Origin of the sequence: Pantoea sp. USHLN298 (assembly GCF_037149395.1) — a bacterium.
In the GTDB taxonomy this organism is placed as follows: domain Bacteria; phylum Pseudomonadota; class Gammaproteobacteria; order Enterobacterales; family Enterobacteriaceae; genus Pantoea; species Pantoea astica.
The window spans coordinates 57,094-83,521 of sequence record NZ_JBBCRO010000004.1 but is presented as its reverse complement, the minus strand read 5'-3'; the positions used below and the strand labels follow the sequence as shown (position 1 = coordinate 83,521).

General features: G+C 55.6%; 26 protein-coding genes. 11 read left to right on the top strand and 15 right to left on the bottom strand.

Annotated elements, in window-relative coordinates; all coding sequences use genetic code 11:
• Nucleotides 1-393 precede the first annotated feature (393 nt).
• The 6 genes from acnB (at nucleotide 394) to WFK59_RS11430 (ending at nucleotide 7,809) form a co-directional block, all read left to right on the top strand.
• The gene (acnB, locus tag WFK59_RS11455) at nucleotides 394-2,991 is read left to right on the top strand and encodes a bifunctional aconitate hydratase 2/2-methylisocitrate dehydratase (protein WP_336755830.1); all 2,598 of its coding nucleotides are present in this window, start codon (nucleotides 394-396) and stop codon (nucleotides 2,989-2,991) included.
• A 189-nt stretch (nucleotides 2,992-3,180) separates the two neighbouring features.
• A complete protein-coding gene (gene yacL / locus WFK59_RS11450) occupies nucleotides 3,181-3,561 on the top strand; it encodes a protein YacL (RefSeq protein WP_336755829.1) in 381 nt (126 codons plus the stop codon).
• A 279-nt stretch (nucleotides 3,562-3,840) separates the two neighbouring features.
• A complete protein-coding gene (locus WFK59_RS11445) occupies nucleotides 3,841-4,797 on the top strand; it encodes a 2-keto-3-deoxygluconate permease 1 (RefSeq protein WP_336755828.1) in 957 nt (318 codons plus the stop codon).
• The gene (dtnK, locus tag WFK59_RS11440; RefSeq protein ID WP_336755827.1) at nucleotides 4,794-6,065 is read left to right on the top strand and encodes a D-threonate kinase; all 1,272 of its coding nucleotides are present in this window, start codon (nucleotides 4,794-4,796) and stop codon (nucleotides 6,063-6,065) included. The genes WFK59_RS11445 and dtnK overlap by 4 nt, the downstream gene beginning before the upstream one ends.
• The gene (locus tag WFK59_RS11435; RefSeq protein WP_336755826.1) at nucleotides 6,025-7,038 is read left to right on the top strand and encodes a D-threonate 4-phosphate dehydrogenase; all 1,014 of its coding nucleotides are present in this window, start codon (nucleotides 6,025-6,027) and stop codon (nucleotides 7,036-7,038) included. Before dtnK ends, WFK59_RS11435 begins: the two co-directional genes overlap by 41 nt.
• 6 nt (nucleotides 7,039-7,044) lie before the next feature.
• Entirely contained in the window at nucleotides 7,045-7,809 is a 765-nt protein-coding gene (locus tag WFK59_RS11430; protein ID WP_233985275.1) for a DeoR/GlpR family DNA-binding transcription regulator, read from the top strand.
• A 49-nt stretch (nucleotides 7,810-7,858) separates the two neighbouring features.
• Here WFK59_RS11430 and WFK59_RS11425 read toward each other — a convergent pair whose 3' ends face one another.
• The 4 genes from WFK59_RS11425 to WFK59_RS11410 form a co-directional block, all read right to left on the bottom strand.
• On the bottom strand, nucleotides 7,859-9,151 hold the full coding sequence (locus tag WFK59_RS11425; protein ID WP_336755825.1) for a glycoside hydrolase family 28 protein: 1,293 nt from the start codon (nucleotides 9,149-9,151) through the stop codon (nucleotides 7,859-7,861).
• Nucleotides 9,152-9,324: 173 nt separating this feature from the next.
• Nucleotides 9,325-10,134, bottom strand: coding sequence for an adenosylmethionine decarboxylase (gene speD / locus WFK59_RS11420; RefSeq protein ID WP_094119293.1), 810 nt, complete (start codon nucleotides 10,132-10,134; stop codon nucleotides 9,325-9,327).
• Nucleotides 10,135-10,162: 28 nt separating this feature from the next.
• The gene (gene speE, locus WFK59_RS11415; protein WP_336755824.1) at nucleotides 10,163-11,026 is read right to left on the bottom strand and encodes a polyamine aminopropyltransferase; all 864 of its coding nucleotides are present in this window, start codon (nucleotides 11,024-11,026) and stop codon (nucleotides 10,163-10,165) included.
• Between the two features lie 105 nt (nucleotides 11,027-11,131).
• Entirely contained in the window at nucleotides 11,132-11,479 is a 348-nt protein-coding gene (locus WFK59_RS11410) for a YacC family pilotin-like protein (RefSeq protein WP_094119295.1), read from the bottom strand.
• 180 nt (nucleotides 11,480-11,659) lie between these two features.
• Between WFK59_RS11410 and cueO the strand changes: the two genes are divergently transcribed.
• Nucleotides 11,660-13,255: a multicopper oxidase CueO gene (gene cueO, locus WFK59_RS11405; protein WP_336755823.1), complete on the top strand. Its 1,596-nt coding sequence runs from the start codon at nucleotides 11,660-11,662 to the stop codon at nucleotides 13,253-13,255.
• 2 nt (nucleotides 13,256-13,257) lie between these two features.
• Here cueO and WFK59_RS11400 read toward each other — a convergent pair whose 3' ends face one another.
• Nucleotides 13,258-14,538: a cystathionine gamma-synthase family protein gene (locus WFK59_RS11400; protein WP_336755822.1), complete on the bottom strand. Its 1,281-nt coding sequence runs from the start codon at nucleotides 14,536-14,538 to the stop codon at nucleotides 13,258-13,260.
• A gap of 235 nt (nucleotides 14,539-14,773) precedes the next feature.
• Between WFK59_RS11400 and hpt the strand changes: the two genes are divergently transcribed.
• The gene (gene hpt, locus WFK59_RS11395; protein WP_233985270.1) at nucleotides 14,774-15,310 is read left to right on the top strand and encodes a hypoxanthine phosphoribosyltransferase; all 537 of its coding nucleotides are present in this window, start codon (nucleotides 14,774-14,776) and stop codon (nucleotides 15,308-15,310) included.
• 78 nt (nucleotides 15,311-15,388) lie between these two features.
• Here hpt and can read toward each other — a convergent pair whose 3' ends face one another.
• Nucleotides 15,389-16,042 carry a carbonate dehydratase gene (gene can / locus WFK59_RS11390; RefSeq protein WP_233985269.1) on the bottom strand — a complete coding sequence of 218 codons (654 nt, stop codon included), beginning with the start codon at nucleotides 16,040-16,042 and terminating at the stop codon, nucleotides 15,389-15,391.
• A 108-nt stretch (nucleotides 16,043-16,150) separates the two neighbouring features.
• Between can and WFK59_RS11385 the strand changes: the two genes are divergently transcribed.
• The 3 genes from WFK59_RS11385 to WFK59_RS11375 all read left to right on the top strand — a co-directional run bounded on the left by WFK59_RS11385 (nucleotide 16,151) and on the right by WFK59_RS11375 (nucleotide 19,276).
• Nucleotides 16,151-17,077 carry an ABC transporter ATP-binding protein gene (locus WFK59_RS11385; protein WP_031375742.1) on the top strand — a complete coding sequence of 309 codons (927 nt, stop codon included), beginning with the start codon at nucleotides 16,151-16,153 and terminating at the stop codon, nucleotides 17,075-17,077.
• On the top strand, nucleotides 17,074-17,844 hold the full coding sequence (locus tag WFK59_RS11380; RefSeq protein ID WP_089561393.1) for an ABC transporter permease: 771 nt from the start codon (nucleotides 17,074-17,076) through the stop codon (nucleotides 17,842-17,844). Before WFK59_RS11385 ends, WFK59_RS11380 begins: the two co-directional genes overlap by 4 nt.
• A 418-nt stretch (nucleotides 17,845-18,262) precedes the next feature.
• Complete coding sequence (locus WFK59_RS11375) at nucleotides 18,263-19,276, top strand: acyltransferase family protein (protein ID WP_336755821.1); 1,014 nt, start codon at nucleotides 18,263-18,265, stop codon at nucleotides 19,274-19,276.
• A gap of 57 nt (nucleotides 19,277-19,333) precedes the next feature.
• Here WFK59_RS11375 and panD read toward each other — a convergent pair whose 3' ends face one another.
• The 9 genes from panD to thpR all read right to left on the bottom strand — a co-directional run bounded on the left by panD (nucleotide 19,334) and on the right by thpR (nucleotide 26,393).
• Entirely contained in the window at nucleotides 19,334-19,714 is a 381-nt protein-coding gene (panD, locus tag WFK59_RS11370) for an aspartate 1-decarboxylase (protein WP_031375740.1), read from the bottom strand.
• 42 nt (nucleotides 19,715-19,756) lie between these two features.
• Nucleotides 19,757-20,611: a pantoate--beta-alanine ligase gene (gene panC, locus WFK59_RS11365; RefSeq protein ID WP_233985267.1), complete on the bottom strand. Its 855-nt coding sequence runs from the start codon at nucleotides 20,609-20,611 to the stop codon at nucleotides 19,757-19,759.
• Nucleotides 20,612-20,626: 15 nt separating this feature from the next.
• The gene (panB, locus tag WFK59_RS11360) at nucleotides 20,627-21,421 is read right to left on the bottom strand and encodes a 3-methyl-2-oxobutanoate hydroxymethyltransferase (protein WP_336755820.1); all 795 of its coding nucleotides are present in this window, start codon (nucleotides 21,419-21,421) and stop codon (nucleotides 20,627-20,629) included.
• A gap of 83 nt (nucleotides 21,422-21,504) precedes the next feature.
• On the bottom strand, nucleotides 21,505-21,990 hold the full coding sequence (folK, locus tag WFK59_RS11355) for a 2-amino-4-hydroxy-6-hydroxymethyldihydropteridine diphosphokinase (RefSeq protein ID WP_336755819.1): 486 nt from the start codon (nucleotides 21,988-21,990) through the stop codon (nucleotides 21,505-21,507).
• Nucleotides 21,987-23,405: a polynucleotide adenylyltransferase PcnB gene (gene pcnB, locus WFK59_RS11350; protein WP_233988221.1), complete on the bottom strand. Its 1,419-nt coding sequence runs from the start codon at nucleotides 23,403-23,405 to the stop codon at nucleotides 21,987-21,989. The genes folK and pcnB overlap by 4 nt, the downstream gene beginning before the upstream one ends.
• Before the next feature lie 39 nt (nucleotides 23,406-23,444).
• On the bottom strand, nucleotides 23,445-24,371 hold the full coding sequence (gene gluQRS, locus WFK59_RS11345; RefSeq protein WP_336755818.1) for a tRNA glutamyl-Q(34) synthetase GluQRS: 927 nt from the start codon (nucleotides 24,369-24,371) through the stop codon (nucleotides 23,445-23,447).
• Between the two features lie 73 nt (nucleotides 24,372-24,444).
• Nucleotides 24,445-24,900, bottom strand: a complete 456-nt coding sequence (gene dksA / locus WFK59_RS11340; RefSeq protein ID WP_031375735.1) for an RNA polymerase-binding protein DksA — start codon at nucleotides 24,898-24,900, stop codon at nucleotides 24,445-24,447.
• 248 nt (nucleotides 24,901-25,148) lie between these two features.
• Nucleotides 25,149-25,853 carry a DNA/RNA nuclease SfsA gene (sfsA, locus tag WFK59_RS11335; protein ID WP_336755817.1) on the bottom strand — a complete coding sequence of 235 codons (705 nt, stop codon included), beginning with the start codon at nucleotides 25,851-25,853 and terminating at the stop codon, nucleotides 25,149-25,151.
• Between the two features lie 12 nt (nucleotides 25,854-25,865).
• The gene (gene thpR, locus WFK59_RS11330) at nucleotides 25,866-26,393 is read right to left on the bottom strand and encodes an RNA 2',3'-cyclic phosphodiesterase (RefSeq protein WP_336755816.1); all 528 of its coding nucleotides are present in this window, start codon (nucleotides 26,391-26,393) and stop codon (nucleotides 25,866-25,868) included.
• Nucleotides 26,394-26,428 lie beyond the last annotated feature (35 nt).

The following is a 26,428-nucleotide window of genomic DNA, read 5'->3' as shown; positions in this document are numbered from 1 at the left end:
TTAACGGCCACGGCCCAATCCGGGCCATTCCCGCCAAAACGTTAATCCTGCCGCGTCTTCTATTCCTGCGCGTTATGCATTTCAGACAATTCACTGCCTGATTAAACCTGACCGGCGCGTTATTCAGTCGTGACGCTTTTCTGCCGCGCGATCGCCTGCTTTGCTGGCCTGTTTGTGGTTCAGATGCCCGGTGCCAGCAGGCAGGAAACCGGCAGAAACGGTTATGCATTTAATGTTGTATTTTTGTAAACAGATTAACAAACACCCGAAATCCTGCTATTCTGCCCTCCGCGAAACCGGGCACCTCAACCTGGACATCATAAGGTAAGGTTGTTCTCCATAAGTGAGCAAGGTGGTCGGAAAGCCCTACATAATGAGAGCGAGGATAACGTCGTGCTAGAAGAATACCGTAAGCACGTTGCCGAGCGTGCCGCAGAAGGGATCGTACCTAAGCCTTTAGATGCTTCCCAAATGGCCGCGCTGGTTGAACTGCTAAAAAATCCACCTGCGGGTGAAGAAGAATTTCTGACCGATCTGTTGGTCAACCGTGTTCCACCGGGCGTCGATGAAGCGGCGTACGTTAAAGCGGGTTTCCTGGCCGCTGTCGCCAAAGGCGAAGCCACCTCTCCTCTGATCTCTCCTGAAAAAGCGGTTGAACTGCTCGGCACCATGCAGGGCGGTTATAATATTCATCCGCTGATCGATGCGCTGGAAGACCAGAAACTGGCACCGATCGCGGCCAAAGCCCTTTCACACACGCTGCTGATGTTCGACAGCTTCTATGACGTGGAAGAGAAAGCGAAAGCGGGCAATGAATACGCGAAGCAGGTGATGCAATCGTGGGCCGATGCGGAATGGTATCTGTCACGCCCTGAACTGGCTGAAAAAATTACCGTTACGGTGTTCAAAGTCACCGGCGAAACCAACACCGATGATCTCTCTCCGGCTCCGGATGCCTGGTCACGTCCTGACATCCCACTGCACGCGTTAGCGATGCTGAAAAATGCCCGTGAAGGCATTGAGCCGGATGAGCCAGGCAACGTTGGCCCGATCAAACAGATCCAGGCGCTGCAGGCTAAAGGCTTCCCGCTGGCGTACGTCGGTGACGTCGTCGGTACCGGTTCCTCACGTAAATCCGCCACCAACTCGGTGCTGTGGTTTATGGGCGACGACATCCCGAACGTGCCGAACAAAAAAGGCGGCGGCGTGGTGCTGGGCAGCAAAATTGCTCCAATCTTCTTCAACACCATGGAAGATGCGGGCGCACTGCCGATCGAAGTGGATGTGAACAACCTGAACATGGGCGATGTCATCGACATCTATCCATTCAAAGGCGAAGTGCGCAACCATCAGACCAACGAACTGCTGGCCAGCTTCGAACTGAAAACTGAAGTGCTGATTGACGAAGTGCGCGCCGGTGGCCGTATTCCGCTGATCATCGGTCGTGGCCTGACCACCAAAGCGCGTGAGTCGCTGGGTCTGCCGCACAGCACCGTATTCCGTCAGGCGAAAGATGTCGCGGAGAGCACCCGCGGTTTCTCGCTGGCACAGAAGATGGTCGGCCGCGCCTGTGGCATTGAGGGTGTTCGTCCGGGCGCCTATTGCGAACCGAAAATGACCTCAGTAGGATCGCAGGATACCACCGGTCCGATGACCCGTGATGAGCTGAAAGATCTGGCGTGCCTCGGTTTCTCAACCGATCTGGTGATGCAATCATTCTGTCACACCGCGGCTTATCCTAAGCCAGTGGATGTGAATACGCACCATACGCTGCCCGACTTCATCATGAACCGTGGCGGTGTGTCGCTGCGTCCGGGTGACGGCATCATCCACAGCTGGCTGAACCGTATGCTGCTGCCGGATACCGTCGGCACCGGCGGTGATTCACATACCCGTTTCCCGATCGGTATCTCTTTCCCGGCGGGTTCAGGCCTGGTGGCGTTTGCCGCCGCGACCGGCGTGATGCCGCTCGACATGCCGGAATCGGTGCTGGTGCGCTTCAAAGGTAAAATGGAGCCAGGCATTACGCTGCGCGATCTGGTTCACGCCATCCCGCTGTATGCCATCAAACAGGGTCTGCTGACCGTTGAGAAGAAAGGTAAGAAAAACATCTTCTCTGGCCGCATCCTGGAGATTGAAGGTCTGCCGGATCTGAAAGTCGAGCAGGCGTTTGAGCTGTCAGATGCGTCAGCGGAACGTTCAGCGGCGGGCTGTACCATCAAGCTGGATAAAGACCCGATCATTGAATACCTGAACTCCAACATCGTTCTGCTGAAGTGGATGATTGCTGAAGGCTATGGCGATCGTCGTACGCTGGAGCGTCGTGTTGAAGGGATGGAGAAATGGCTGGCGGATCCACAGCTGCTGGAAGCGGATGCGGATGCGGAATATGCCGCGGTGATTGAGATCGATCTGGCAGATATTAAAGAGCCGATCCTCTGCGCACCAAACGATCCGGATGATGCCCGTCTGCTCTCTGATGTGCAGGGCGAGAAGATCGATGAAGTCTTCATCGGATCGTGCATGACCAACATCGGTCACTTCCGTGCAGCCGGTAAGCTGCTGGATAGCCATAAAGGGCAGTTACCGACTCGTCTGTGGGTGGCACCGCCAACCAAGATGGATGCGGCGCAGCTGACCGAAGAAGGCTACTACAGCGTATTCGGTAAGAGCGGGGCGCGTATCGAGATCCCAGGCTGTTCACTCTGCATGGGTAACCAGGCACGCGTGGCGGACGGTGCGACGGTGGTCTCCACCTCAACCCGTAACTTCCCGAACCGTCTGGGTACCGGCGCGAACGTCTACCTGGCATCAGCCGAGCTGGCGGCAGTGGCCTCACTGTTAGGCCGTCTGCCAACGCCGGATGAGTATCAGCAATTTATGGCGCAGGTGGATAAAACCGCCAGCGACACTTATCGCTATCTCAACTTCGACCAGCTGACGCAGTACACCGACAAAGCTGACGGCGTGATTTTCCAGACTGCAGTCTGATTCACTGACCGATAGCCGTAAAAAGGGGCGATGATTCGCCCCTTTTTTTCGTCTGTGCGACGGCAACCGGCGCGATGAAAAGCTGCATTTCGCCGGACAGCCTGCAATAATGCGCCACTTGTCACACTTTGCCGTTGAGGCAGCGCTGACACTGATAACGTGACGCGATGATGTAGAGAGGAACGGGCGATGGAATATGAATTTTTACGCGATGTGACCGGCCAGATTAAGGTGCGCATGTCGATGGATCACGAAGCGGTCGGCCACTGGTTCAATGAAGAGGTCAGAGACGATCCTGGCCTGCTGGATGAAGTCGAAGCCGCAATCGAAGATGTGAAAGGCAGCGTGCGGCAATGGCAGCGCGTCGGCAGCGAGTACACCATCCTGCTGGATGAGGAAGAGGTGATGATCCGCGCCAACCTGCTGGCGCTGGAAGATGACGGCATGGAAGAGGGGATGAACTACTACGACGAAGAGAGCCTCTCATTCTGCGGCATTGAAGATTTCCTGCTGGTGATCGCCGCCTATCGCCAGTTCGTCAATCAGTATGGTAATAAAAGCCGGACGTAACTTTTCGGCCTGTTAATCCCGCTCCCTTTGAGTGCACCTGTTTAGTTTCGCCGGGTGCGCTTCCCGCTGATTCGGTTTTCATTACCTCCATTCCTGTCTTTCTGTCTCTTCCTACCCGCTCTGTTGAGGATCGCCGGTCTGGCTGCTGGTTGTAACCTGCAGGACCAAATGAGCAAAATTAATCATTTTGATTATTATTTATCTGCGACTGACCTCACATTTGTTTTTATTTGATCTATTACAATCATTTTGACTATTTAAAATCATTCTGGGTGTAATATGAAACTAAAGGCGGCAATAGAAAAAGTCCCGGGAGGGATGATGGTCGTCCCGCTGGTTATCGGTGCGTTGATCAACACCTTTTATCCTGCAGCGCTGAATATTGGCGGTTTCACGACCGCATTGTTTAAAAATGGCGCAGCGACACTGATTGGCGCATTTTTATTGTGCATGGGCGCAGGCATCAGTTTTAAAGCTGCGCCTCATGCGCTGCTACAGGGTGGAACCATCACGCTGACTAAATTGCTGGTTGCGGTTGCACTGGGTCTGGGAGTCGAACATCTGTTCGGGGCAGAGGGAATATTCGGCCTGACTGGCATCGCCATTATTGCAGCAATGAGCAACTCTAACGGAGGCTTGTATGCTGCGCTGGTCGGCGAGTTTGGCAATGAGCGGGATGTCGGTGCTATCTCGGTATTATCGCTGAACGATGGTCCTTTCTTTACCCTGATCGCGTTGGGGGCGGCCGGTATGGCCAATATTCCGCTGATGGCTCTGGTCGCGGTGCTGGTGCCTTTACTGGTCGGTATGCTACTCGGAAACCTTGATCACAATATGCGTGAATTTCTCACCAAAGGCGGCCCGCTGTTGATCCCTTTCTTCGCTTTTGCCTTAGGGGCTGGCATCAATCTGGAGATGCTTCTTCAGGGCGGACTGGCCGGCATTCTCTTAGGGTTCATCACGACCTTTGTGGGCGGATTTTTTAATATTCGCGCCGATCGCCTGGTGGGTGGATCGGGTATTGCGGGTGCAGCGGCCTCCAGCACGGCGGGTAATGCCGTGGCGACACCGCTGGCCATAGCCCAGGCTGATCCTTCGATGGCAGCGGTGGCGGCGGCGGCGGCGCCCCTGATTGCAGCTTCAGTTATCACCACGGCGATCCTGACTCCTGTCCTCAGTTCATGGGTCGCCAGACGCGTCTCTGCGAAAGCGGCCAGAGAGGAGAATGCTGCATGAAAATGGTCGTCATTGCCGATGATTTTACTGGTGCAAATGATACCGGGGTGCAGCTGGCTAAAAAAGGCGCGCGGATCGATGTGCTGCTGAGCGACCAGCACAAGCCTGCGCGGGGGTGTGATGTGCTGGTTATCAACACGGAGAGCCGGGCGCTGACACCTGACGATGCCCGCCAAAAAGTGTTGACCGCATTACAACCTTTTTGCGGCAGCGCTGATCGGCCTGTTGTGTATAAAAAAATTGACTCAACCTTTCGTGGCAATGTCGGCGCTGAGATCGAGGCTGCGATGCAGGCCAGTGGTGCGCAGCTTGCCCTTATCGCGGCGGCTATTCCGGCTGCGGGACGAACAACGTTGCAGGGAGAATGCCGGGTTTTTGATGTGCCACTGGCTGAAACGGAATATGCCAGCGATCCGAAAACGCCGATCCTCTCTTCACATATCCGGACGCTTATTGAGGCGCAAACCCGGATACCTGTTTATGAAGTGGATTTGGCCGTTGTGCGCAGTGGCAGACTTGCCGAAAGGCTGGCGGCGCTGGGTCATCAGGAGCGCGGTATCGTCGTTATTGATGCCGTGCAGGAAAGTGATCTGGCTTTGCTGGCTCAGTGTCTTCCTCACCTCACCACCTCATTACTGCTAGTCGGTGCCGCAGGGTTTGCTAATGCGTTGCCCGCTGAAAGTTACCTTAGCGACAGGCAGCGGCTGCCTGTGCTGGTGGTTGCCGGTTCAATGAGCGAAGTGACCCGGCAACAGATTACTTTTGCGCAACAGGAAGAGCTGCTGGGGATTGTTGATATCGACGTCGAAGCCCTGTTGCTGGAAGACGCGACTCACGCTTGCCAGCAGATTGCCGGACGCGCTATCGACATGCTGAAAACCCGCCGTCACTGCGCATTGCGTACCTGTCGTGATAGTGATGAACGACGCCGTATTGAGCAACTTTGCGAAACGATGCAGCTCAGCCGTCAGCAACTGGGGGATCGTATCAGCCAGGCGCTGGGCGAAATAACGCTGCGTATTATCACGCATACGCAGATTGGCGGTCTGTTTCTGACGGGTGGCGATATCGCTATTGCTGTCGCCCGCGCCTTGGGGGCTGAAGGCTATCGTATCAATGCGGAAGTGGCTCCCTGCATACCCTGCGGCACCTTTATTAATAGTGAAATTGATGACTTGCCGGTAATCACCAAAGCGGGCGGTTTTGGCTGTCAAACCACGCTGCGTGATGCACTTTATTTTATCGAGGAGATGTACAGTGGGAAGTAAAATCGTTGCAGTCACCATGGGCGATCCGGCAGGGATCGGTCCTGAAATTATCATTAAGTCCCTTGCCGGTAGCGAGCTCTCTGGCGCGAAGGTCGTGGTGATTGGTTGTCTGCTCACGCTAAAGCGCATCCAGGCTTTAGCAATTACACCTCCCTCAGAACTTAACCTGATTAACAGGGTTTCGGAGGCACGCTTTATGCCAGGGGTAATCAATGTTATTGATGAGCCGTTAAAAGATCCCGCATCGCTAGCACCAGGGAAAGTGCAGGCTCAGGCAGGGGATCTGGCATACCGTTGCGTAAAGCGTGCCGCCGAACTTGCGCTGGCGGGCGAAGTACACGCCATTGCCACCGCGCCGTTGAATAAAGAGGCGCTGCATGCGGCGGGCCATCTTTATCCAGGTCACACAGAGTTACTGGCAAAACTGACTAACAGTCGTGATTACGCCATGGTCCTCTATACCGATAAGCTGAAAGTGATTCATGTCACGACCCATATTGCGCTGCGTAAATTCCTCGATACCCTGAGCCGCTCACGCATTGAGACGGTGATCGGGATGGCGGACACCTTCCTGCGTCGTGTCGGTTACAGCGCCCCGCGTATCGCCGTGGCGGGCGTGAATCCGCACGCCGGTGAAAACGGGCTGTTTGGCGATGAGGAGATCACCACCGTGGCACCCGCTATTGAGGCGATGAAAGCGCAGGGGATTGATGTCTACGGGCCTTGTCCGCCGGACACGGTGTTCCTGCAGTGCCAGGATGGACGGTATGACATGGTGGTCGCGATGTACCACGATCAGGGGCATATTCCGCTTAAACTGCTGGGATTCTACGACGGGGTTAACATCACGGCGGGCCTGCCGTTTATCCGCACCTCGGCGGACCACGGCACCGCGTTTGATATCGCCTGGACAGGTAAAGCGAAGTCTGACAGCATGGCGATCTCTATCAAACTCGCGATGCAGCTCGCATAGGGAAATATGAAGGGACAGAGCCGTCTTGACCAGATTATGGATTACCTGAAAAGCCATAATCTGGTGACTGTTGAGCAACTGGTCAGTGCCATCTCCGCCTCACCGGCTACCATTCGACGTGATTTGATTAAGCTGGATAAAGAAGGAGTCATCAGCCGCAGTCATGGCGGTGTTACTCTCAACCGCTTTATTCCCACGCAACCGACGACGCTGGAGAAAATGCAGCGTAACCTGGCCGAAAAGCAGGCGATTGCGGCCTGTGCTGCCCGTTTTGTTCAGGCGGGCGATTCGGTGGTGCTGGATGCCGGTACCACCATGCTGGAGCTGGCACGGCAGCTGACCCATCTGCCGCTGCGGGTGATTACCGCCGATCTGCACATTGCGCTGTTTTTGTCGGAATTCAGGCAGATTGAGGTGACGATTATCGGGGGTCGCATTGATGATTCCAGCCAGTCCTGTATTGGCGAGCACGGCCGTCGGCTGTTGCGCGGCATCAATCCCGATATCGCTTTTGTCAGTTGTAACTCGTGGAGCCTGGAGCGCGGTATTACCACGCCGACGGAGGAAAAAGCCGGACTGAAACACGATCTGCTGGCCAATGCTTCTCGTCGGATATTGCTGGCAGACAGCAGCAAATATGGTTCCTGGTCGCTGTTTTGCGCCGTGCCGCTGGAAAGCCTGACCGATGTGGTCACTGACTGCCGGTTAGAGGAAGAGGTCGGCCTCGCCCTGCGCGAGCGCGGGATTACGCTCGCACTGACTTCAACCTGAAGACGTTTCAATGGGCTTGTCCCGCAGCCATCTGTCGTCAGAGGTATCGCTAACGATGATAAGCATCATTCTCTGTCAGCGTTGCGGCGGGTGCATCAACGCTGACCCGTTCAAAGATCAGATTACTGACGCCGGCTATCTTGCCAAATTCCTGCGCCTGTAGCCGGATATCACTGAAACGTAACTGATCAATCGGCTGTTCCGCCGCGCCTTCAATGAAAAACGCGCGTGAAAACAGGGCGGGTTGGCTCAGGCTACTGGTAATGTGGCTGATGGTAATATTCTCCACTCGCGTCAGCCCGGCCAGCCCCTCTACGCCCGATGCCAGTTTTCGCCAGTGCGGCGGCTGTTCTGCGTCGGCTGACTGCGCGCTGTAGCTGTACTGCGGGAACCAGTTCAGCTGGAGCATAAAGGGATAGCAAACATCCTCAAGCGTCAGGTGGCGGACAATAATATTGCTGATCCATCCTCCGCGGTTGCGGGCTGACTTAATGCGAAATCCGACTCCGGTACCGGAAAAGCGATTGTGCTCGATTATGACATTTTCAATACCGCCAGAGGTTTCGCTCCCCAGCGTAATGCCCGAGCCCTTCAGCAGCGTACAGTCGCGAATAATAATATCGCGCGCCGTTCTGCCCAGCTGTTGCGCTTCGGCACCGCGTCCCGATTTCACGCAGATATTGTCGTCATTGCAGGAAACGGTACAGCCTTCGACGCGAACCTGCTGGCTGGAATCAATATCGATGCCGTCGGTACTGGGGCCTGTCTGGTTCAGCACCCGCAGACCCTGCAAAATAACCTGCGTTGAATAACAGATGTGAACATTCCAGAAGCCGGAATCCCGTGAGGTAAAGCCCGCCAGCGTCACGTTCTCACTGTGATACACCACCAGGTTGCGTGGCCGCTGGCAGTCGTAATCCACCACCCAGCGCAGGCCGCGCTGGCTGTATTCCGCCAGCATCCCACTGTTTTCATCATCGCCCCAGAATTTATGCCACCAGACGGTGCCTTGCCCATCAATTGTGCCATTGCCGCACAGCGTGACGTTTCGGCAATGATTGATGTTAAGAAGCGCCGACGGCCAGACCATATCAATCCCCGCCACGCGGCTGTCGATTTGTGGATAATCTTCCAGCTGCTGACTGCCAAGCAGCACCGCATTGTCAGCCAGCTCCAGCGTCATGTTGCTCTTTAAAAAAAGTGCTCCGCTGAGAAAGCGTCCTGCCGGAATCAGTACGGTATCGCCGTCGGTTGCGCTGTCGATGGCGCGTTGAATCGCCTGGGTAGAAAGAGAGGTGGCGTCCGGTACGGCATCGAAATCCATTACGTTAATTCTTGCCATTTTTTTGCCTGTCGTGGGATGAAAGAGAAGCGTCCAGCGCTGAAAATATCATCCTCAGACGGAAAAATTATTGTTGGCGATCGGGTATTGGAGACGTTGCGATGATGGGGAAGTTGAAGTGACAGGGAGGGAAGGCGCGCCCGCTGTTGCAGTCAGCGCGCCGCCACCTACGATTACAGCGTCTTTAAGCCCACTGACGGGATATTTCTGCCGTAATAAATTTCACGCATCTCTTTCCACAGCAGGTCGGTGATTCGCTTGTGTTCCTGCGGGCTGAGATCTTCAGGCTGGGTGTTGAACAGGTAGTGCTTGAGATCGAACTCTTTCAGCAACATCTTGGTATGGAAGATGTTCTCCTGATAAACGTTCACATCCACCATGTCATACATCGCCTTCATATCATCCGACATGAAGTTCTGGATCGAATTAATTTCATGATCGATAAAGTGCTTCATCCCTTTTACGTCACGGGTAAAACCGCGCACCCGGTAATCGACCGTCACGATGTCAGATTCCAGCTGGTGAATCAGGTAATTCAGCGCTTTCAGCGGTGAAATCACGCCGCAGGTTGAGACTTCAATATCGGCGCGGAAGGTACAGAGTCCGCCTTCCGGGTGACTTTCCGGATAGGTGTGTACGCAGATATGGCTCTTATCCAGATGGGCCACCACCGAATTTGGCAACGGGCCAGGGTGTTCCGAGTTATCGATATCTTTCGGATCGATCGGTTCTTCGCTGACCAGAATGGTGACGCTGGCGCCCTGCGGCTCATAATCCTGGCGCGCAATGTTCAGCACGTTGGCACCAATGATCGAGCAGGTCTCGGTCAGAATTTCGGTCAGACGATTAGCGTTATATTGCTCATCAATGTAGGCAATATAACCATCGCGTTCAGCTTCAGTATTCGCATAGCAAATATCGTAAATACAAAAACTCAGGCTCTTAGTCAGGTTGTTGAAGCCATGTAGTTTTAGCTTTTGCAATTTTATTCACCCCCTTAGAAATGTGCCATCAGCGCGTGGCGGATAACGCATTCAACAGATATTGCGGCAGGGCAAAACTGCCGGTATGGATTGCCGGTGTGTAGTAACGGCAGGTGAGGCCAGCGGCCTCAAAACGCGCCTGCAGGGTAGCGCTATCGATCTGGCGCAGGGCCGGATTGTCACTCGCCCAGGCAAAGGTCATGATGCCGCCGTAATAGGTCGGAATTGCCGCCTGATAGAAGCTGACATCGGAAAAATAGTGGCCCAGTTTGCGATGGCTGTTGACCGCTTCATCCTGTTGCAGGAAGCAGACGCCATTCTGCGCCACAAAGATGCCATTTTCATTAAGGGCCGCTTTGCAGCCGGCATAAAATTCTGAGGTAAACAGACTTTCACCGGGACCGATGGGATCGGTGCAGTCAGAGATGATGACATCAAATTTTTCGGTGGTCTGATTGACGAAGTTAACGCCGTCGTCGATCACCAGGGTAAAGCGCGGATCGTCATAGGCACCGGCGCTGTGGTTCGGCAGGTACTGGCGGCAGAAGGTGACCACGCCAGCGTCGATTTCCACCATGGTGATCTTTTCGATCTGCGGATGACGCGACACTTCACGCAGCATGGCACCATCGCCGCCGCCAATGATCAGCACGCTTTTCGCCGCGCCGTGCGCCAGCAGAGGAACGTGGGTCATCATTTCATGATAGATAAATTCGTCGCGCTCGGTGGTCTGCACCACGCCGTCCAGCGCCATGATGCGACCCATCGCGGCATTTTCGAAAATGATTAAATCCTGATGCGCAGTTTTCTCACGATAGAGCTGTTTATCGATGGTGAAATACTGACCAAAACCGGCATGAAGGGTTTCATACCACATTTCATTTTGGGCCATGGTGGGGCTCTCCTCTGATGACATCGCCATGAAAATGGGCGGCACATCATAGCTAACTCTGACCGTGGTTGCACGGTCAAATGTCCAGCAGAAGAGAGAGGAGGATTAGCGGACGTAAGCCAGCAGGCTCAGCGAATCGCGCGCCAGCGACTTACATTTTTTATCGTTGGTGATGGCGATGCCGCTCAGGTCACGATAGCTCTCTTCGCCCAGCGCCTTCATGTTGTAATTGCTGTAGTTGCTTAAATCCCAGCGGTTCTGCTGAGCAAAAAACACCAGTGCCTTACGGATCTGCGCATCCGGCAGATCCTGATAGCCGCAATCATTTTTCAGATAGACGAACACCGCCGTCAGATCGGCCAGATCTTCCGCTTCGGATTCGCTCAGGGCAAAACTGGTGGAGGAGAAGCCAAGGAGTCCTGTCAGCAGCAGGATCTTAAAGCTTTGCTTCATAATCGTTCTCTTCAATGGATATTGTTAATGACGTTAGCACAGTTACTATCAGGTTTTCGATTAATTTGCCGTACCGTGCGGCTCTCCGCCTTTTTTCGGCTGATTCCGGTGCGTAACGCTTGACCTTCCCATAAGGTCAGGGTTTAGGCTGTCTGCTCTCATGCTACAAGGATGATTACCATGCAACGTCGCCAATTCCTGAAACTCACGGCCGCCCTGAGTGCGGCCGGGGCGCTGCCGCTCTGGAGCCGCTCGCTGATGGCCGCCAGCCGGCCGCTGTTACCGATTCCGTCACTGCTGTTGCCGGATGCCAGGGGCCAGTACTCGCTGACCGCTATGCAGGGCACTACGGAGTGGAACGGTAAGGCGGTGCCGACCTGGGGTTATAACGGCAGCTTACTCGGCCCGGCGATAAAGCTGCAAAGTGGCAAGCCCGCCACGGTGAACATACATAACCGGCTCAGCGAAGCCACTACGCTGCACTGGCATGGACTGGAGATCCCTGGCGCCGTCGATGGCGGTCCACAGGCCAGCATCGCGGCTGGCGGCTCGCGACAGGTCTCTTTTACTCCCGATCAACCGGCCGCGACCTGCTGGTATCATCCGCATCTGCATGGGAAAACCGGGCATCAGGTGGCGCAGGGGCTGGCCGGGCTGATCCTGCTGGAAGATGATGAAATGGGTAAATTGCGGCTGCCGACCCAATGGGGCGTGGATGACGTGCCGCTGATCTTTCAGGATAAACAGCTGACCAAAGATGGCAGTCAGATTGATTACCAGCTGGATGTGATGCGCGCAGCAGTTGGCTGGTTTGGCGACATGATGCTGACCAATGGCGTGCAGTACCCGCAACATGCGGTGCCGCGCGGCTGGCTGCGGTTGCGGTTGCTGAATGGCTGCAATGCCCGTTCGCTGCAGGTTGCCGCCAGTGACCAGCGTCCGCTCTATGTCATCGCCAGCGACGGCGGGCTGCTGACCGAGCCGGTGAAGCTGGCGTCACTGCCGATGCTGCCGGGCGAACGTTTTGAAGTGATGATCGATACCTCGGATGGGAAAGCCTTTGATCTGGTGACGCTGCCGGTCGGGCAGATGGGCATGACGCTGGCACCGTTCGACCAGCCGCTGCCGCTGGTGCAGATTTTGCCGCTGCGGGTGATGGCCAGCGCCACGCTGCCGGATCAGCTGGCAACGCTGCCGCCAGTGCCGAAAACCGAGGGGCTGAACACGCGCTGGCTGCAACTGATGATGGACCCGCAACTGGATCAACGGGGTATGCAGGCGCTGATGCAGCGCTACGGTGACAAGGCGATGGGCAAGGGCGGCCACCACGCGATGCCGCAGATGCAGGAGAAAAAGACGGCAGAGCCGATGCCGCCGATGGAAGGTATGGATCACAGTATGCACGGCATGGCACAACCGGCCGGTTATGATTTCCGAAACGGCAATAAGATCAACGGCCAGGCGTTCAACATGACGAAACCGTCCTTTGCGGTGAAGCTGGGCGAGTTTGAGAAATGGACGATTTCCGGCGAGGGCGACGCGATGCTGCATCCGTTCCACATTCACGGCACCCAGTTCCGTATTCTGTCAGAGAACGGCAAGCCACCGGCACCGCATCGTCAGGGCTGGAAAGATATGGTGAATGTCGACGGCTGGCGCAGCGAAGTCCTGGTGCGCTTCAATTACGTCGCCGCCGCCGAACATGCTTACATGGCCCACTGTCATCTGCTGGAGCATGAAGATACCGGCATGATGCTCGGGTTCACCGTCAGCTGAAATCAGGCCTGATCCAGCGCCAGCCGGATATCTTCAATCAGGTCGCCCGCGTTCTCGATGCCGATCGACAGCCGCACCGTGGCGTCAGTGATCCCGATACGCTGACGCACCGCCTGCGGCACGCCAGAGTGGGTGGTGCTGCCGGGATGGCTGGCCAGCGACTCGGTGCCGCCGAGGCTCACCGCCTGCTTGAACAGCGCCAGCGCATTGAGAAAAAGAAATGCAGCGGGCTGACCTCCGACAATATCAAACGAGAAGGTCGAACCGGCGCCGCTGCACTGCTCGCGGTAGGTTTTGCCTTCGGCACTCTCTGCATCCAGATAGGGCAGCCAGTGCAGCTTGGCCACCTTCGGATGATCGCGCAGGAAGGCGGCCACCGCCTCGGCATTGTGAAACGCTTTCTCCATGCGCAGCGACAGCGTCTCCAGCGAGCGGCTGAGCATCCAGCTGGAGTGCGGATCGAGTTGCGTGCCGATAGCGCTGCGCAGCGCGCGGACCTGCGCCATTAACTTTTTACTGCCCATCGCTGCCCCGGCAATCAGGTCGGAGTGACCGCCCACATATTTGGTCAGGGAGTAGAGCGACAGATCGGCACCCAGCGTCAGCGGCTGCTGAAACAGCGGGCCGAGCAGCGTATTGTCGCAGGCGATAATCGGGCGAGAGCCCTGCTGCTGGTCAATCTCATCGGCGATGCGCGCCATCAGGCGGATGTTCACCAGGCTGTTAGTCGGATTGGCTGGCGTCTCGATCAGGATCATCGCGACCCGGCCCAGCGTCATCGCCTGCTGCGCCGCTTCACGCACCCGGTTCTCGTCATTCCCGTCGCTAAAGCCGACCGCCTTAATCTCCAGATTGTGCATCGTCTTGCTGAGCAGGGTTTCGGTGCCGCCATACAGCGGCTGCGAATGCAGGATCACCTCGCCTGGTCGGGCAAAGGTCAGCAGCGCCGTGGCGATCGCCGCCATGCCGGAAGAGAACAGTGAACAGCTCTCCGCCTGCTCATAGACCGCCAGCCGATCCTCAACGATTTCACTGTTGGGATGGTTAAAGCGCGAATAGACCAGCCCGCCCGTTTTCCCTTCGGGCGGTTCACGCCGGCCTGAGACGTAATCGAAGAAATCCCGTCCTTCTTCGGCGCTGTCAAAGACAAAGGTTGAGGTCAGGAACACCGGTGGCTTGACCGCACCTTCAGAGAGACGGGGATCGTAGCCGTAATTGAGCATCTGAGTTTCAGGATGCAGCGGGCGATCGCCGATGTGAGTTTTCTTGCTTGATGACGTCATTGAGATCTCCGGCCTGCGGCGCGAGTGGAGTAATGATATGTTGGATAAAGGCTACCATGCAGCGAATCATGCTGGTAAATGCCAGAAAGTTCTAAGGTAATGCGCATTGCAACGACCCCGCGGCGGGCGGCAATAAATTTCGCTACGGTATCGTTTGCTTCGCGCCGATCGCAGCCGCCACGCTGATGACTATGATAGACTTCGTGGCTTTTCTGACGTAACCGGGCTGAAAGCAATGAAACACACTGTTGAAGTGATGATCCCTGAACAGGCAATCGCCGCGCGCATCGCTGAACTGGGCAAAGAGATTAATGACCACTACCGTGACAGCGGCAGTGACATGGTGCTGGTGGGGCTGCTGCGCGGCTCTTTTATGTTTATGGCCGATCTGTGCCGTGCCATTGACGTCCCGCACGAAGTCGATTTTATGACCGCGTCCAGTTACGGCAGCGGCATGTCCAGCAGCCGCGATGTGAAAATCCTGAAAGATCTGGATGAAGATATTCGTGGCAAAGATGTGCTGATTGTCGAAGATATCATCGACTCCGGTAATACCCTGAGCAAGGTGCGTGAAATTCTGCAGCTGCGTCAGCCGAAGTCACTCGCCATCTGTACCCTGCTGGACAAGCCGGAACGCCGGGAAGTGGAGGTCAACGTGGAGTACGTCGGCTTTGCGATTCCGGACGAGTTCGTGGTCGGGTTCGGGATCGATTATGCGCAGCACTATCGTCATCTGCCCTATATCGGCAAAGTGGTGCCGACCGAATCCTGAGTCGCGCACACCGCACCGCACATTCTTCCAAGGCCAGCCGCGCCGGCTTCGTGTAGGCTGTGTCGCGCCTGATGCCGCTTATTTCTCGCTATACAGCAGATTAGCGATGCCGTGACGGTAACGTTGTTCAAGGATTTCGCGGCTGTTTGCCGTAACGTCAAGGTTACGCAGACAGCCGTCATGAATGCCGTAAACCCAGCCATGCAGTGAGACATTTTGCCCGCGTTTCCAGGCAGATTGCAGCACGGTTGAGTGTCCCAGGTTATAGACTTGTTCAACGACGTTGATTTCGCACAGTTTATCCAGACGTTTATCCGGCGGGAGTTCCCCCAGCAACACGCTATGCTTGTACCAGAGGTCGCGGATGTGCAGCAGCCAGTTGTCGATCAACCCCAGTTCCGGGTTATCCATCGCCGCCTGCACGCCGCCGCAGCCGTAGTGACCGCACACGATGACGTGTTCAACTTCCAGCACTTCGATGGCGTACTGCACCACGGAAAGACAGTTGAGATCGGTGTGAATCACCAGATTGGCAACGTTGCGGTGGACAAAGAGTTCACCCGGTTCCAGTCCGGTCAGACGTTCGGCGGGGACGCGGCTGTCAGAACAGCCAATCCACAGGAAGCGCGGTTTTTGTGCCTGGGCGAGCCGCTCAAAAAAGCCGGGATCTTCTTCGACCAGTAATTTAGACCATTCACGGTTATTACTGATCAGGGTATCGATATCTGTCATGGCGTTGAGCGACCGGTTACTGCGCAGAGTGCGTGGGCGTACTATAGGCGAAGGCTTCACAAATTTAAACGGCATCAGATTGCCATCAATACAGGGTATGGATTCGGAATGACATATGCACTGGAACTTTCCCGGCTGACCAAGACCTATCCCGGCGGCGTGCAGGCGCTGAAGGGTATCGATCTTAATGTTGAAGCCGGTGATTTTTATGCACTGCTGGGACCGAACGGCGCCGGTAAATCGACCACCATCGGCATTATCAGCTCGCTGGTGAACAAATCTGACGGCAGCGTCCGGGTGTTTGGCTACGATCTGGAAAAAGATGTGGTCAACGCCAAACGTCAGCTCGGCCTGGTGCCGCAGGAATTTAACTTCAACCCGTTTGAGACGGTGATGCAAATCGTCGTCAACCAGGCGGGTTACTACGGTGTTGAACGCCGCGAAGCCAATGAACGGGCAGAAAAGTACCTGAAACAGCTCGATCTGTGGGGCAAACGCAGCGAACGCGCGCGGATGCTCTCCGGTGGCATGAAGCGCCGTCTGATGATCGCCCGGGCGCTGATGCACGAACCTAAGCTGCTGATCCTCGATGAGCCGACTGCTGGCGTTGATATTGAACTGCGCCGCTCAATGTGGGTATTCCTGAAAGATCTCAATGCCAAAGGCACTACCATTATTCTCACCACTCACTATCTGGAAGAGGCCGAGATGCTGTGCCGCAATATCGGCATTATCCAGAGCGGGGAGCTGGTCGAGAACACCTCGATGAAAGAACTGCTTTCCAAACTCAAATCGGAAACTTTTATTCTCGATCTGGCACCGCGCAGCCCATTACCGACGCTGGAAGGGTTTCAGTACCGTCTGGTGGATACCTCGACGCTGGAAGTGGAAGTGTTGCGCGAGCAGGGCCTGAACAGCGTGTTCAGCCAGCTCAGTGCGCAGGGCGTGCAGGTGCTGAGTATGCGTAACAAAGCCAACCGTCTGGAAGAGTTGTTCGTCGGCCTGACGCAGGGAAAAACAGGAGCAAAAGCATGACACATTTGTACTGGGTGGCGCTGAAGAGCATCTGGGCCAAAGAGATTAACCGTTTCGCCCGCATCTGGATCCAGACGCTGGTGCCGCCGGTGATCACCATGACGCTTTACTTCATCATCTTCGGTAACCTGATCGGCTCCCGGATTGGTGAGATGCACGGTTTCAGCTATATGCAGTTTATCGTGCCGGGTCTGATCATGATGGCGGTGATCACCAATGCCTACGCGAACGTGGCCTCATCGTTCTTCAGCGCCAAGTTTCAGCGCAATATTGAAGAGCTGCTGGTGGCGCCGGTGCCAACCCACATTATCATTGCCGGTTACGTGGGCGGCGGCGTGGCTCGTGGCGTCTGCGTCGGCATTCTGGTCACCGCCATTTCGCTGTTCTTTGTGCCGTTCCATGTCCACTCCTGGACGATGGTGGCGGTGACGCTGCTGCTGACCGCCGTGCTGTTTTCGCTGGCCGGTCTGCTGAATGCGGTGTTTGCCCGAACCTTTGATGATATCAGCCTGATCCCGACGTTTGTGCTGACGCCGTTAACCTACCTCGGTGGGGTGTTCTATTCCCTGACGCTGCTGCCTCCATTCTGGCAGGCCGTTTCAAAACTGAATCCGATTGTTTATATGATCAGCGGCTTCCGTTTCGGCTTCCTCGGCATTAACGACGTGCCGCTGGTATTTACGCTGTCGGTATTGATCGCCTTTATCGTGGTGTTCTACGGGCTGGTCTATACCCTGATTCAGCGCGGGCGCGGATTACGTACCTGATCAATAAAATAAAATTAAAGCCACGCGGTGATAACAGCGTGGCTTTTTTTTGTCCGCCTGGAAATCATCCGCCTTAATCTGGTTGATAGTATTAAGTTTAACGTTTTAATGACATCATAAATTCCCCCTTCATTATTAGCTTTCCGCTGCGGCAGAACTGATTCCGGCTACTGGCTGATAAACTTGAGTATTATCTGATAATAATTCCTTTTTTATTTATATCATCATGATTTTAAAAAACTTAAAGTTTTTTAGGAATTGGATTAAATGCTGGCTGTTGTTTATTTGTACAATAGTGATCAGGATATCGCCAGATTAACGTTGTTCCTCTGCTCACGGACAGAAAGTGGGAATGTTGAGTATTCAATAAGAAAATGGTCTGCAATCAGGGCCACTATTAAATACAAGGCAGGAAAAGATGAATCGTATTACGTGGATCGATAATCTGCGGGGATTAAGTATTCTCGCCATCATTTTTTTGCATAGCACCATCGCCGTACATAATAATGCCGGACACTTTACCGCCTTCAGTAGCCTGTTAAATGAAATGCTTGCACCCGTTCGACTAGGACTGATGTTTTTCGTTTCAGGCTTATTTGTTGATGCGGGCCTCAGAAAAGGGCTGGGTCCTTTTTTTAATAATAAGATCCGCAGTATTCTCTATCCGTTCGTGGTCTGGGTGATTATTTATGGCGGGTTAAAGATCGTCTTCAGCTCAATGGCCAATACCCCGCAATCACCACTGAATATTATTCTTTCCCACCTGACGGGCGGGGGAGATATGACCTGGTTCCTGCAGTCGCTGTTTATTTTCTTCGTGGTGATTATTTTTGCCCGTCACCTGCCGTTCCTGCTGGTATTCGCGGTCTGCATGGGGCTGAGCTGGGGATTACCAGCGATCGATCCTGACAGCATCTTTGCCAGCTTTGATAATACCCACGTCAATAAGGCGTTCTATCTGTTCGTCTTCTTCTACCTGGGTGATTACATCGTCAGAAAACAGGTTGATATCGCTGATAAGGTGCAGCATGGGCCGACGCTCATTCTTTCACTGCTGAGCTTTGTGCTGCTCTCCTGCTTAAATATCTTTATGCTGGAAACCCACTCCCCGGCGTTACTGTCGCCGCTGGCGCTGTTGTCAGTACCGTTTTTTGTCTGGATTGCGCTGAAGTTAAAGTCGGGGCTGGTCTACTATATCGGGGTCAATTCTATCGTCTTTTACCTGTCGCACTATCTGGCGATTCAGTTCTTCAGCAAGATGGTGAAGTTTGAAAGCCCGTCAGCCTGGGTCAACGATCTGAAATTTATATCGGCCTTTCTGGTGGCGCTGGCGCTGCCGTGGACGCTGTGTCTGCTCAGGAAACGTGGCTGGTTCAACTTCCTGTTTACCATGAAAAAACCGTCTAAAACGCTTGCCACTAAACCGGTGTAACACGGCGGGTGAAGTGAAAAGAGGGGCACCGATGGTCGATCGGCGCCCCTTTTTAGGTCAGGCAACCTGGACGGGGACAGCTTTAGCCAGCCGCTTCATCTGGTTATCGCCTTCAAAATAGGCCACTTTAGGCTGCCACTGGCGCGCTTCTGCATCCTCGACCTGCACGTAAGAACAGATGATCAGAATGTCGCCTTCACAGGCGCAACGCGCTGCTGCCCCGTTGACCGAGATGATTTTTGAACCCCGTTCAGCGGCAATGGCGTAGGTGGAAAAGCGCTGGCCGTTGGTGACGTTATAAATATCAATCGCTTCATATTGCAGAATGCCGGACGCATCGAGAAAGTCCTGATCGATGGCACAGGAACCTTCATAGTTGAGGTCCGCCTGTGTCACCTTCACGCGGTGCAATTTGCCTTGTAGAACGGTACGGATCATAGCCAGAAACCTTGTCAGACGAGGAATAAAATGACCTGCAGCTTACTGCGTCAGGTCCACAGTTTGATTATCGATTAAACGGGCATTACCCAGCCAGGCCGCCATCAGCACCACGGCGCGCTGGCTATCAACCGTCAGGGGTTGCAGCGTTTCCGCGTCGCAGATGGCCAAACCATCCGGGCGCAATCCCCGTTCCAGCAGCGTCTGATTCGCCTGTTCAATAATCTCTTCAATGTGGCGTTCGCCGTCAGCCAGCCGCGCCGCCATCTGATTCATAACCTGACTCAGCGCAGGTGCCAGCTTACGTTCGTCAGCGGTTAAGTAGCCATTGCGCGAACTCAGCGCCAGGCCATCTTTGGCGCGCACCGTTGGCACGCCGACAATCTCAATGTCGAAGCCCATATCCGCCACCATCTTGCGAATGATAGCCAGCTGCTGAAAATCCTTTTCACCGAAACAGGCAATGTCCGGCTGCACCAGGTTAAACAGCTTGCTGACAATGGTCGCCACGCCGCGAAAATGGCCGGGACGCGTCTCGCCCTCCAGCAGCGAAGAGAGCACCGGGACTTCAACAAAGGTCTGATTCTTCAGGCCGTGCGGGTAGACTTCAGCCGGCGACGGGGCAAACACCACATCAACCTGATGACGATTCAGCTTCTCACAATCTTCCTGCAGAGTACGTGGATAGCGCGCCAGATCGTCAGGACGATCAAACTGCATCGGGTTGACGAAGATCGAAACAATCACGATATCGCCGCGCGCACGCGCTTCATCCACCAGCGTTAAATGGCCTTCATGCAGGTTGCCCATCGTCGGTACCAGCGCAATGCGCTTAGCTTGCTGCCGCCAGCGACGCACTTCCCGGCGCAGCATGGGCAGCGTTTCAATGATCAACACGGTGACTCTCCTGAATTACTGGAAACTGTGCTCTGCCGCCGGATAGATTCCGGCTTCGACGTCGGCGATATAGTGGCGAATCGCGGCGCGGATATCACCGGTCGCGGCCAGAAAGTTTTTGGCAAATTTGGGAATATGGCCACCGGTCACGCCCAGCGCATCGTGCATCACCAGGATCTGTCCATCGGTGACGTTACCGGCACCAATGCCGATCACCGGAATAGAGAGCGCAGCGGTCACGCGCTGAGCCAGTGAAACCGGTACGCACTCCAGCACCATCAGCTGCGCACCTGCCGCTTCCAGCGCCAGCGCATCTTTCACCAGCTGCTCTGCGCCCTCTTCATCGCGGCCCTGCACCTTATAACCGCCAAAGATATTGACCGACTGCGGCGTCAGCCCGAGGTGACCGCAAACCGGCACGGCACGCTCGGTCAGCATCCGCACCGTCTCTGCCAGCCAGCTTCCGCCTTCCAGCTTCACCATGTTGGCTCCGGCACGCATCAGCTGAGCGGCGTTGTCGAAGGTCTGCTGTGGCGTGGCGTAACTCATAAACGGCAAATCGGCGAGCAGCAGCGCCTGAGGCGCGCCGCGCCGTACGGCGGCAGTGTGATAGGCGATATCGCTGACCGTGACCGGCAGGGTGGAATCGTGACCCTGTACCGTCATGCCAAGGGAATCACCAACCAGCATCACCTGAATGCCTTCATCGGCAAACAGGCGGGCAAAACTGAAATCGTAGGCGGTCAGCGTGGCAAATTTTTTGCCGTCGGCTTTCCACTGACGCAGATGTGACATTGTGGTGGGTTTCATGGCGCTCTCTACTCAGAAATTCTGATGGGCGCAGTTTACTGGATAGCGTTCAGGAGCGGAATCGAAGAAGTGAGATTGTGTGCTCAGGCGCGCCAGAGACGGATATCGCGGCTATCGAGCGTTGCCAGAATAGCGCTCAGCGCCCGGCCATCCGGCAGCGTGGCGTCAGGGGCAATCGCCAGCAGCGGCACCAGCATAAAGGCGCGGTTCAGCAGGTCATAATGCGGGACGATCAGCCGATCGCTGTTAATCACCGCTTCGCCAAACAGCATCACATCAATATCCAGCGTGCGCGGGCCCCAGCGTTCCGCCTTGCGGACCCGGCCATGTTCGCGTTCAATCTGCTGGGTATGATCCAGCAACGCGTCCGCACTCAGTGAGGTCTCCAGCGCCACGGCGGCGTTGAGGAAATCAGGCTGATCGGGTGGGCCGTAAGGTGGCGTGCGGTAGAACGGGGAGGTGGCAATGCGTTGCGTGTGCGGCAACGCATCCAGTGCGGTCAGCGCTGCATCAACCTGATGCAGCGGATCGGCAAGATTACTGCCTAATGCCAGGTAAACCCGGGTCATGAGGCGTTTTGATTGTCGCGACGCGGAGCTGATGGACGACGGCGTGGACGGCGCGATTTATGACGCGGCGCCGGATCGTCACCCAGGTTGTTCAGCATGTTTTTCTGATGGGGCGGAGCCGCCACCTGAAACTCTCCCCACCACTGGCTCAGGCGCAGCAGTTCCGGGTTGTTCTCTACTTCCGCGCGCAGGGCCAGCAGGTCATAGGCGGCACGGAACTTAGGATGCTCCATCAGCTTCCAGGCGCGTTTACCGTGGCGACGCGACATGCGTAACTGCAGCAGCCAGATATCACGAATCAGCGAGGTAATCCGTTTCGGGATCGCCAGCGCGCGGCAGGCTTCATCCAGCGTATCGTTCATCGCCATCGCAAAGGCTTCGAAATAGGTCAGGCCGCTCTCCTGCGCAATGCGCTCCGCGGTTTCGAGCTGCGGATACCAGAACATGGCGGCGAACAGGAAGGCCGGATTAACGCGCATGTCGTTATGGATGCGGTTATCGGTGTTTTTCAGCACCTGTGCCAGCATCTTCTCCATCAGGCTGTCACTCTGCTCGGTGAAGTTGCGCGCCAGCGTCGGGAACAGCGGCTGGAACAGCTGATATTCACACAGCTTGAGGTAGGTACTGTAACCGTAACCCGCCTGCAGCAGCTTCAGCGACTCTTCGAACAGGCGCGCAGGCGGAATATCACGCAGCAGCGACGCCAGACGCGGGATCGGCTCGGCCGTTTCCGGCGCAATGCTCATATTGAGCTTGGCGGCAAAGCGCGCTACGCGCAGCATCCGCACCGGATCTTCGCGATAGCGGGTTTCCGGATCGCCAATCAGGCGAATGATGCCCTGTTGCAGGTCGTTCAGGCCGCCGACATAGTCGCGCACGCTGAAATCGGCGACGCTGTAGTAAAGACTGTTGATGGTGAGATCGCGGCGCTGGGCATCATCTTCGATAGTACCGAAGATGTTATCGCGCAGCAGCATACCGCTCTGGGCGCGCTGCGAATTGTTGCGATCGTCCTCGCTCTCTTCCACCTGATGATGACCGCGGAAGGTCGCAACTTCGATCACTTCCGGACCAAACATCACGTGCGCCAGACGAAAACGGCGACCCACCAGGCGACAGTTGCGGAACAGCTTGCGCATCTGCTCTGGCGTGGCGTTGGTCGTGACATCGAAATCCTTGGGTTTTTGCCCCAGCAGCAAATCGCGCACGCCACCGCCTACCAGATAGGCTTCATAACCGGCTTTATTCAGGCGATAGAGCACTTTGAGGGCATTTTCGCTGATGTCTTTGCGTGAGATGGTGTGGCTTTCACGAGGAATGATGGTCATAAGACGCTCTGGTTCAACCTCTGCAGGGGCTTCCTCTTCATCACGCTTCAGGACTTTCCGGCAAAAATTAGCTACTCGGGTAAAAATGGGACACCTCGACAGTGGCGTAAAAGGGTGTAGGTAAAATCAGCGGCTAATCATAGCCTGTTGAGAACGATTTGAGAATGCTGTTGTCTCTGCATCCGGTTTCAGGGCGTTGTCATGGGGCATCAAAGCGATATTCCACTGCGACACCGCCTCAGACAGCAGTTTGTCCTGCGTTAAGTCCTGCCAGCCGCTGGAAACAGGTTGGCCGAGGAAGCGTAACGCCGCAACCAACAGCGGTCGCGCATCGCCATCGGGCAAGGACGGCGCATGGTTCTGCTTCGATAACTTATTGCCATCGTGATTCAGCGCCAGTGGCAGATGCAGATAATCGGGCTGCGGCCAGCCAAACTGCTGATAAAGCGCAATCTGCCGTACCGTGGGCTCAATCAGGTCCGCGCCGCGCACTACTTCTGTAATGCCCTGGAAATGATCGTCAACCACCACCGCCAGGTTATAGGCAAACAGCCCATCGCGGCGGTGAATGATAAAATCTTCCTGCGCCAGTCGTGGGTCCACCTGCACGTTGCCGCGTAACCGATCGTCAAACGCCAGTACCGGGTTGTGCTGCCGCAGGCGCAGCGCCGCATTCTCCGGCCCGCGCTGCCGATCGCGGCAGTAGCCATCATAAAAGCCGCCAATCTGCTGAATGCGGCGACGGGTGCAGGTACAGAAGTAACTCTGTCGATGCTGCTGTAGCCAGGCCAGCGCCTCGCGGTAGGCATCGTGGCGCTGTGACTGCCACAGAACCTCACCATCCCAGGTTAAACCGTAGTGCTCCAGCTGATGCAGGATGCTGGTTGCTGCGCCCGGGACTTCACGCGGCGGATCGATATCTTCAATTCGCACTCGCCAGAGACCCTGCTGCGCACGCGCACTCAGGTAGCTGCCTAATGCAGCAATCAGCGAGCCAAAGTGAAGTTCACCAGACGGGGAAGGGGCGAAGCGGCCAATACAGGAGGTGGTCATAGGCAGTAAACGTGACCACGCAGCGGAAAAAACGGTTGTTGTTCCACTGCGTGGCAACGTGCTGGACGCGGCATTAGCCGGCCATTTGTTTCTCACGAATTTCTGCTAACGTCTTACAGTCGATGCAAAGATCGGCAGTAGGACGTGCTTCGAGACGGCGAATACCAATCTCAACGCCACAGGAATCGCAATAACCGAAGTCGTCATCTTCAACTTTCTTCAGTGTTTTCTCGATCTTTTTAATCAGTTTACGTTCGCGATCGCGGTTACGCAGCTCCAGGCTGAACTCCTCTTCCTGCGCGGCACGGTCAACCGGGTCGGGGAAGTTAGCAGCTTCATCCTGCATGTGCGATACGGTGCGATCGACCTCGTCCCGCAATTGATTACGCCAGGCTTCCAGAATCTTGCGAAAATGGGTCAGCTGCGCGTCGTTCATATACTCTTCGCCCGGCTTCTCCTGATAAGGCTCCACCCCAGCGATGGCGAGAATACTCAGGGACGATGTTTTACGGTTTTGCCCTTCTTGCATGTTGTTTCTCCTGGATAACACGCACTATACCCTTCGACTTTCGTCTTGCAGGTGCGTTGCTGCTAGCCTGCTGTTTGACATCTACGGGGTACATCGATCCCCCATTGGGGAAAAAAACAGGCCGCTATAAATAACAGAAGCAGTCAGGGTTGGCAATTATTCGTGAACACACCTTGACAAGCCTGTGAGGAACAGCGTAATTGGGCCTTAGCTCAGAACATTCTTACCACATAAAATTGCAAAAGATATTACAAGGTTACGTTCAGCGGCGTTTTAAGAAACATGCCCGCTGCGGATAAGTCCGCCCGATACGCTAAAACCTCCACGCCTTCCCGCTGCGCCTGGACCAGTTGCTCTGCGTAAGCCACGTCAATGTGACGCGCCGGGGAAACGTCCTCAATCCCCGAGTGCAGAACGGCAAACAACAAAACGGCCCGATGACCTTCTGCCGCGACCATAGCCAGCTCGCGCAGATGTTTCTGTCCCCGAACCGTCACCGCATCCGGAAAATAACCTTTTCCTTCATGTAAAAGGGTTACGGATTTCACCTCAATATAGCAGTTGCGTCGGTCCTGCGCCTTGAGCAGAAAATCAATTCTGCTTTTTTCACTGCCATATCTCACTTCGGCCTGTCGCTGCGAATAACCGGCCAGTTCGGGCAGCCGTTGCTGATCGAGCGCTTCAGCCACCAGTTGATTGGCGCGCAGCGTATTGACGCAGATCCAGTGGCCCTGTTGCGTTTCGGTCAGCTCCCAGCTGTGCGGGTATTTTCGCGTCAGACTGTCTGAGGTGGAGTACCAGACCCGATCGCCAGGCGTTGCACAGCCGGTCATGGCGCCGGTATTGGCGCAGTGGATGGTCAGGATTTCACCCTCCGACGTCTCAACATCGGCCAGAAAGCGTTTGTAACGGGCGATCAAACGGGCAGGTTTGAGGGGGGGAGAAAAGTGCATAAGGTTCCTGGATTAAGGCTGTAACGGCCAGCTGGCCAGCGCGCGATAGCGGGTCCGGCCCTGCACGTAGTCGGAGGCGAACAGAGAAAACTGGCTGACGCGAAAGCGCCAGTGAAAGCCGCGTGGCGGCAGGGCCACCGGCTGGGTTGCATGGCGCAACAGGGTAATGTGCGGATGAAACGGCTGCGGACTCTGGTGACAGCCGTGCCGGGCGGCCTGCGCCCGCAACAGGCTGGCCAGTTGCAACAGACCGCGCGGCGCGCGCTGGCAGCCGAGCCACACCACGCCGGGACGCGGCCAGTGACCGGCATCATCCAGATCGAGATCAAACGCCGGCTGCACAATGCGCGATGCCAGGGTTTGCAGCCGCTGCGCGGTCTCTGGCGTCACCTCACCGAGAAACGCCAGCGTCAGGTGCAGATTGGCGGCGGCGACCGGTCGGCCCGCCTCGGCGGGAAAGGTATCGGCCCGCCAGCGCACCAGCTGTTGCTGCATCGCGTCGGGCAGGCTGAGGGCAAAAAATAAGCGTTGTGTCGCCATGGCGCTCTCCGGCAAATATCACGGATGAATGCTAC

Coding starts and splice junctions, on each gene's coding strand:
- dksA (WP_031375735.1), bottom strand. CDS start 24,900: ATGCAAGAAGGGCAAAACCGTAAAACATCGTCCCTGAGTATTCTCGCC.
- WFK59_RS11400 (WP_336755822.1), bottom strand. CDS start 14,538: ATGACGTCATCAAGCAAGAAAACTCACATCGGCGATCGCCCGCTGCAT.
- WFK59_RS11380 (WP_089561393.1), top strand. CDS start 17,074: ATGACACATTTGTACTGGGTGGCGCTGAAGAGCATCTGGGCCAAAGAG.
- WFK59_RS11430 (WP_233985275.1), top strand. CDS start 7,045: ATGAAGGGACAGAGCCGTCTTGACCAGATTATGGATTACCTGAAAAGC.
- panB (WP_336755820.1), bottom strand. CDS start 21,421: ATGAAACCCACCACAATGTCACATCTGCGTCAGTGGAAAGCCGACGGC.
- thpR (WP_336755816.1), bottom strand. CDS start 26,393: ATGGCGACACAACGCTTATTTTTTGCCCTCAGCCTGCCCGACGCGATG.
- panD (WP_031375740.1), bottom strand. CDS start 19,714: ATGATCCGTACCGTTCTACAAGGCAAATTGCACCGCGTGAAGGTGACA.
- sfsA (WP_336755817.1), bottom strand. CDS start 25,853: ATGCACTTTTCTCCCCCCCTCAAACCTGCCCGTTTGATCGCCCGTTAC.
- WFK59_RS11410 (WP_094119295.1), bottom strand. CDS start 11,479: ATGAAGCAAAGCTTTAAGATCCTGCTGCTGACAGGACTCCTTGGCTTC.
- WFK59_RS11385 (WP_031375742.1), top strand. CDS start 16,151: ATGACATATGCACTGGAACTTTCCCGGCTGACCAAGACCTATCCCGGC.
- WFK59_RS11425 (WP_336755825.1), bottom strand. CDS start 9,151: ATGGCAAGAATTAACGTAATGGATTTCGATGCCGTACCGGACGCCACC.
- hpt (WP_233985270.1), top strand. CDS start 14,774: ATGAAACACACTGTTGAAGTGATGATCCCTGAACAGGCAATCGCCGCG.
- WFK59_RS11375 (WP_336755821.1), top strand. CDS start 18,263: ATGAATCGTATTACGTGGATCGATAATCTGCGGGGATTAAGTATTCTC.
- can (WP_233985269.1), bottom strand. CDS start 16,042: ATGACAGATATCGATACCCTGATCAGTAATAACCGTGAATGGTCTAAA.
- folK (WP_336755819.1), bottom strand. CDS start 21,990: ATGACCCGGGTTTACCTGGCATTAGGCAGTAATCTTGCCGATCCGCTG.
- WFK59_RS11445 (WP_336755828.1), top strand. CDS start 3,841: ATGAAACTAAAGGCGGCAATAGAAAAAGTCCCGGGAGGGATGATGGTC.
- yacL (WP_336755829.1), top strand. CDS start 3,181: ATGGAATATGAATTTTTACGCGATGTGACCGGCCAGATTAAGGTGCGC.
- WFK59_RS11435 (WP_336755826.1), top strand. CDS start 6,025: ATGCACTTTATTTTATCGAGGAGATGTACAGTGGGAAGTAAAATCGTT.
- cueO (WP_336755823.1), top strand. CDS start 11,660: ATGCAACGTCGCCAATTCCTGAAACTCACGGCCGCCCTGAGTGCGGCC.
- gluQRS (WP_336755818.1), bottom strand. CDS start 24,371: ATGACCACCTCCTGTATTGGCCGCTTCGCCCCTTCCCCGTCTGGTGAA.
- dtnK (WP_336755827.1), top strand. CDS start 4,794: ATGAAAATGGTCGTCATTGCCGATGATTTTACTGGTGCAAATGATACC.
- speE (WP_336755824.1), bottom strand. CDS start 11,026: ATGGCCCAAAATGAAATGTGGTATGAAACCCTTCATGCCGGTTTTGGT.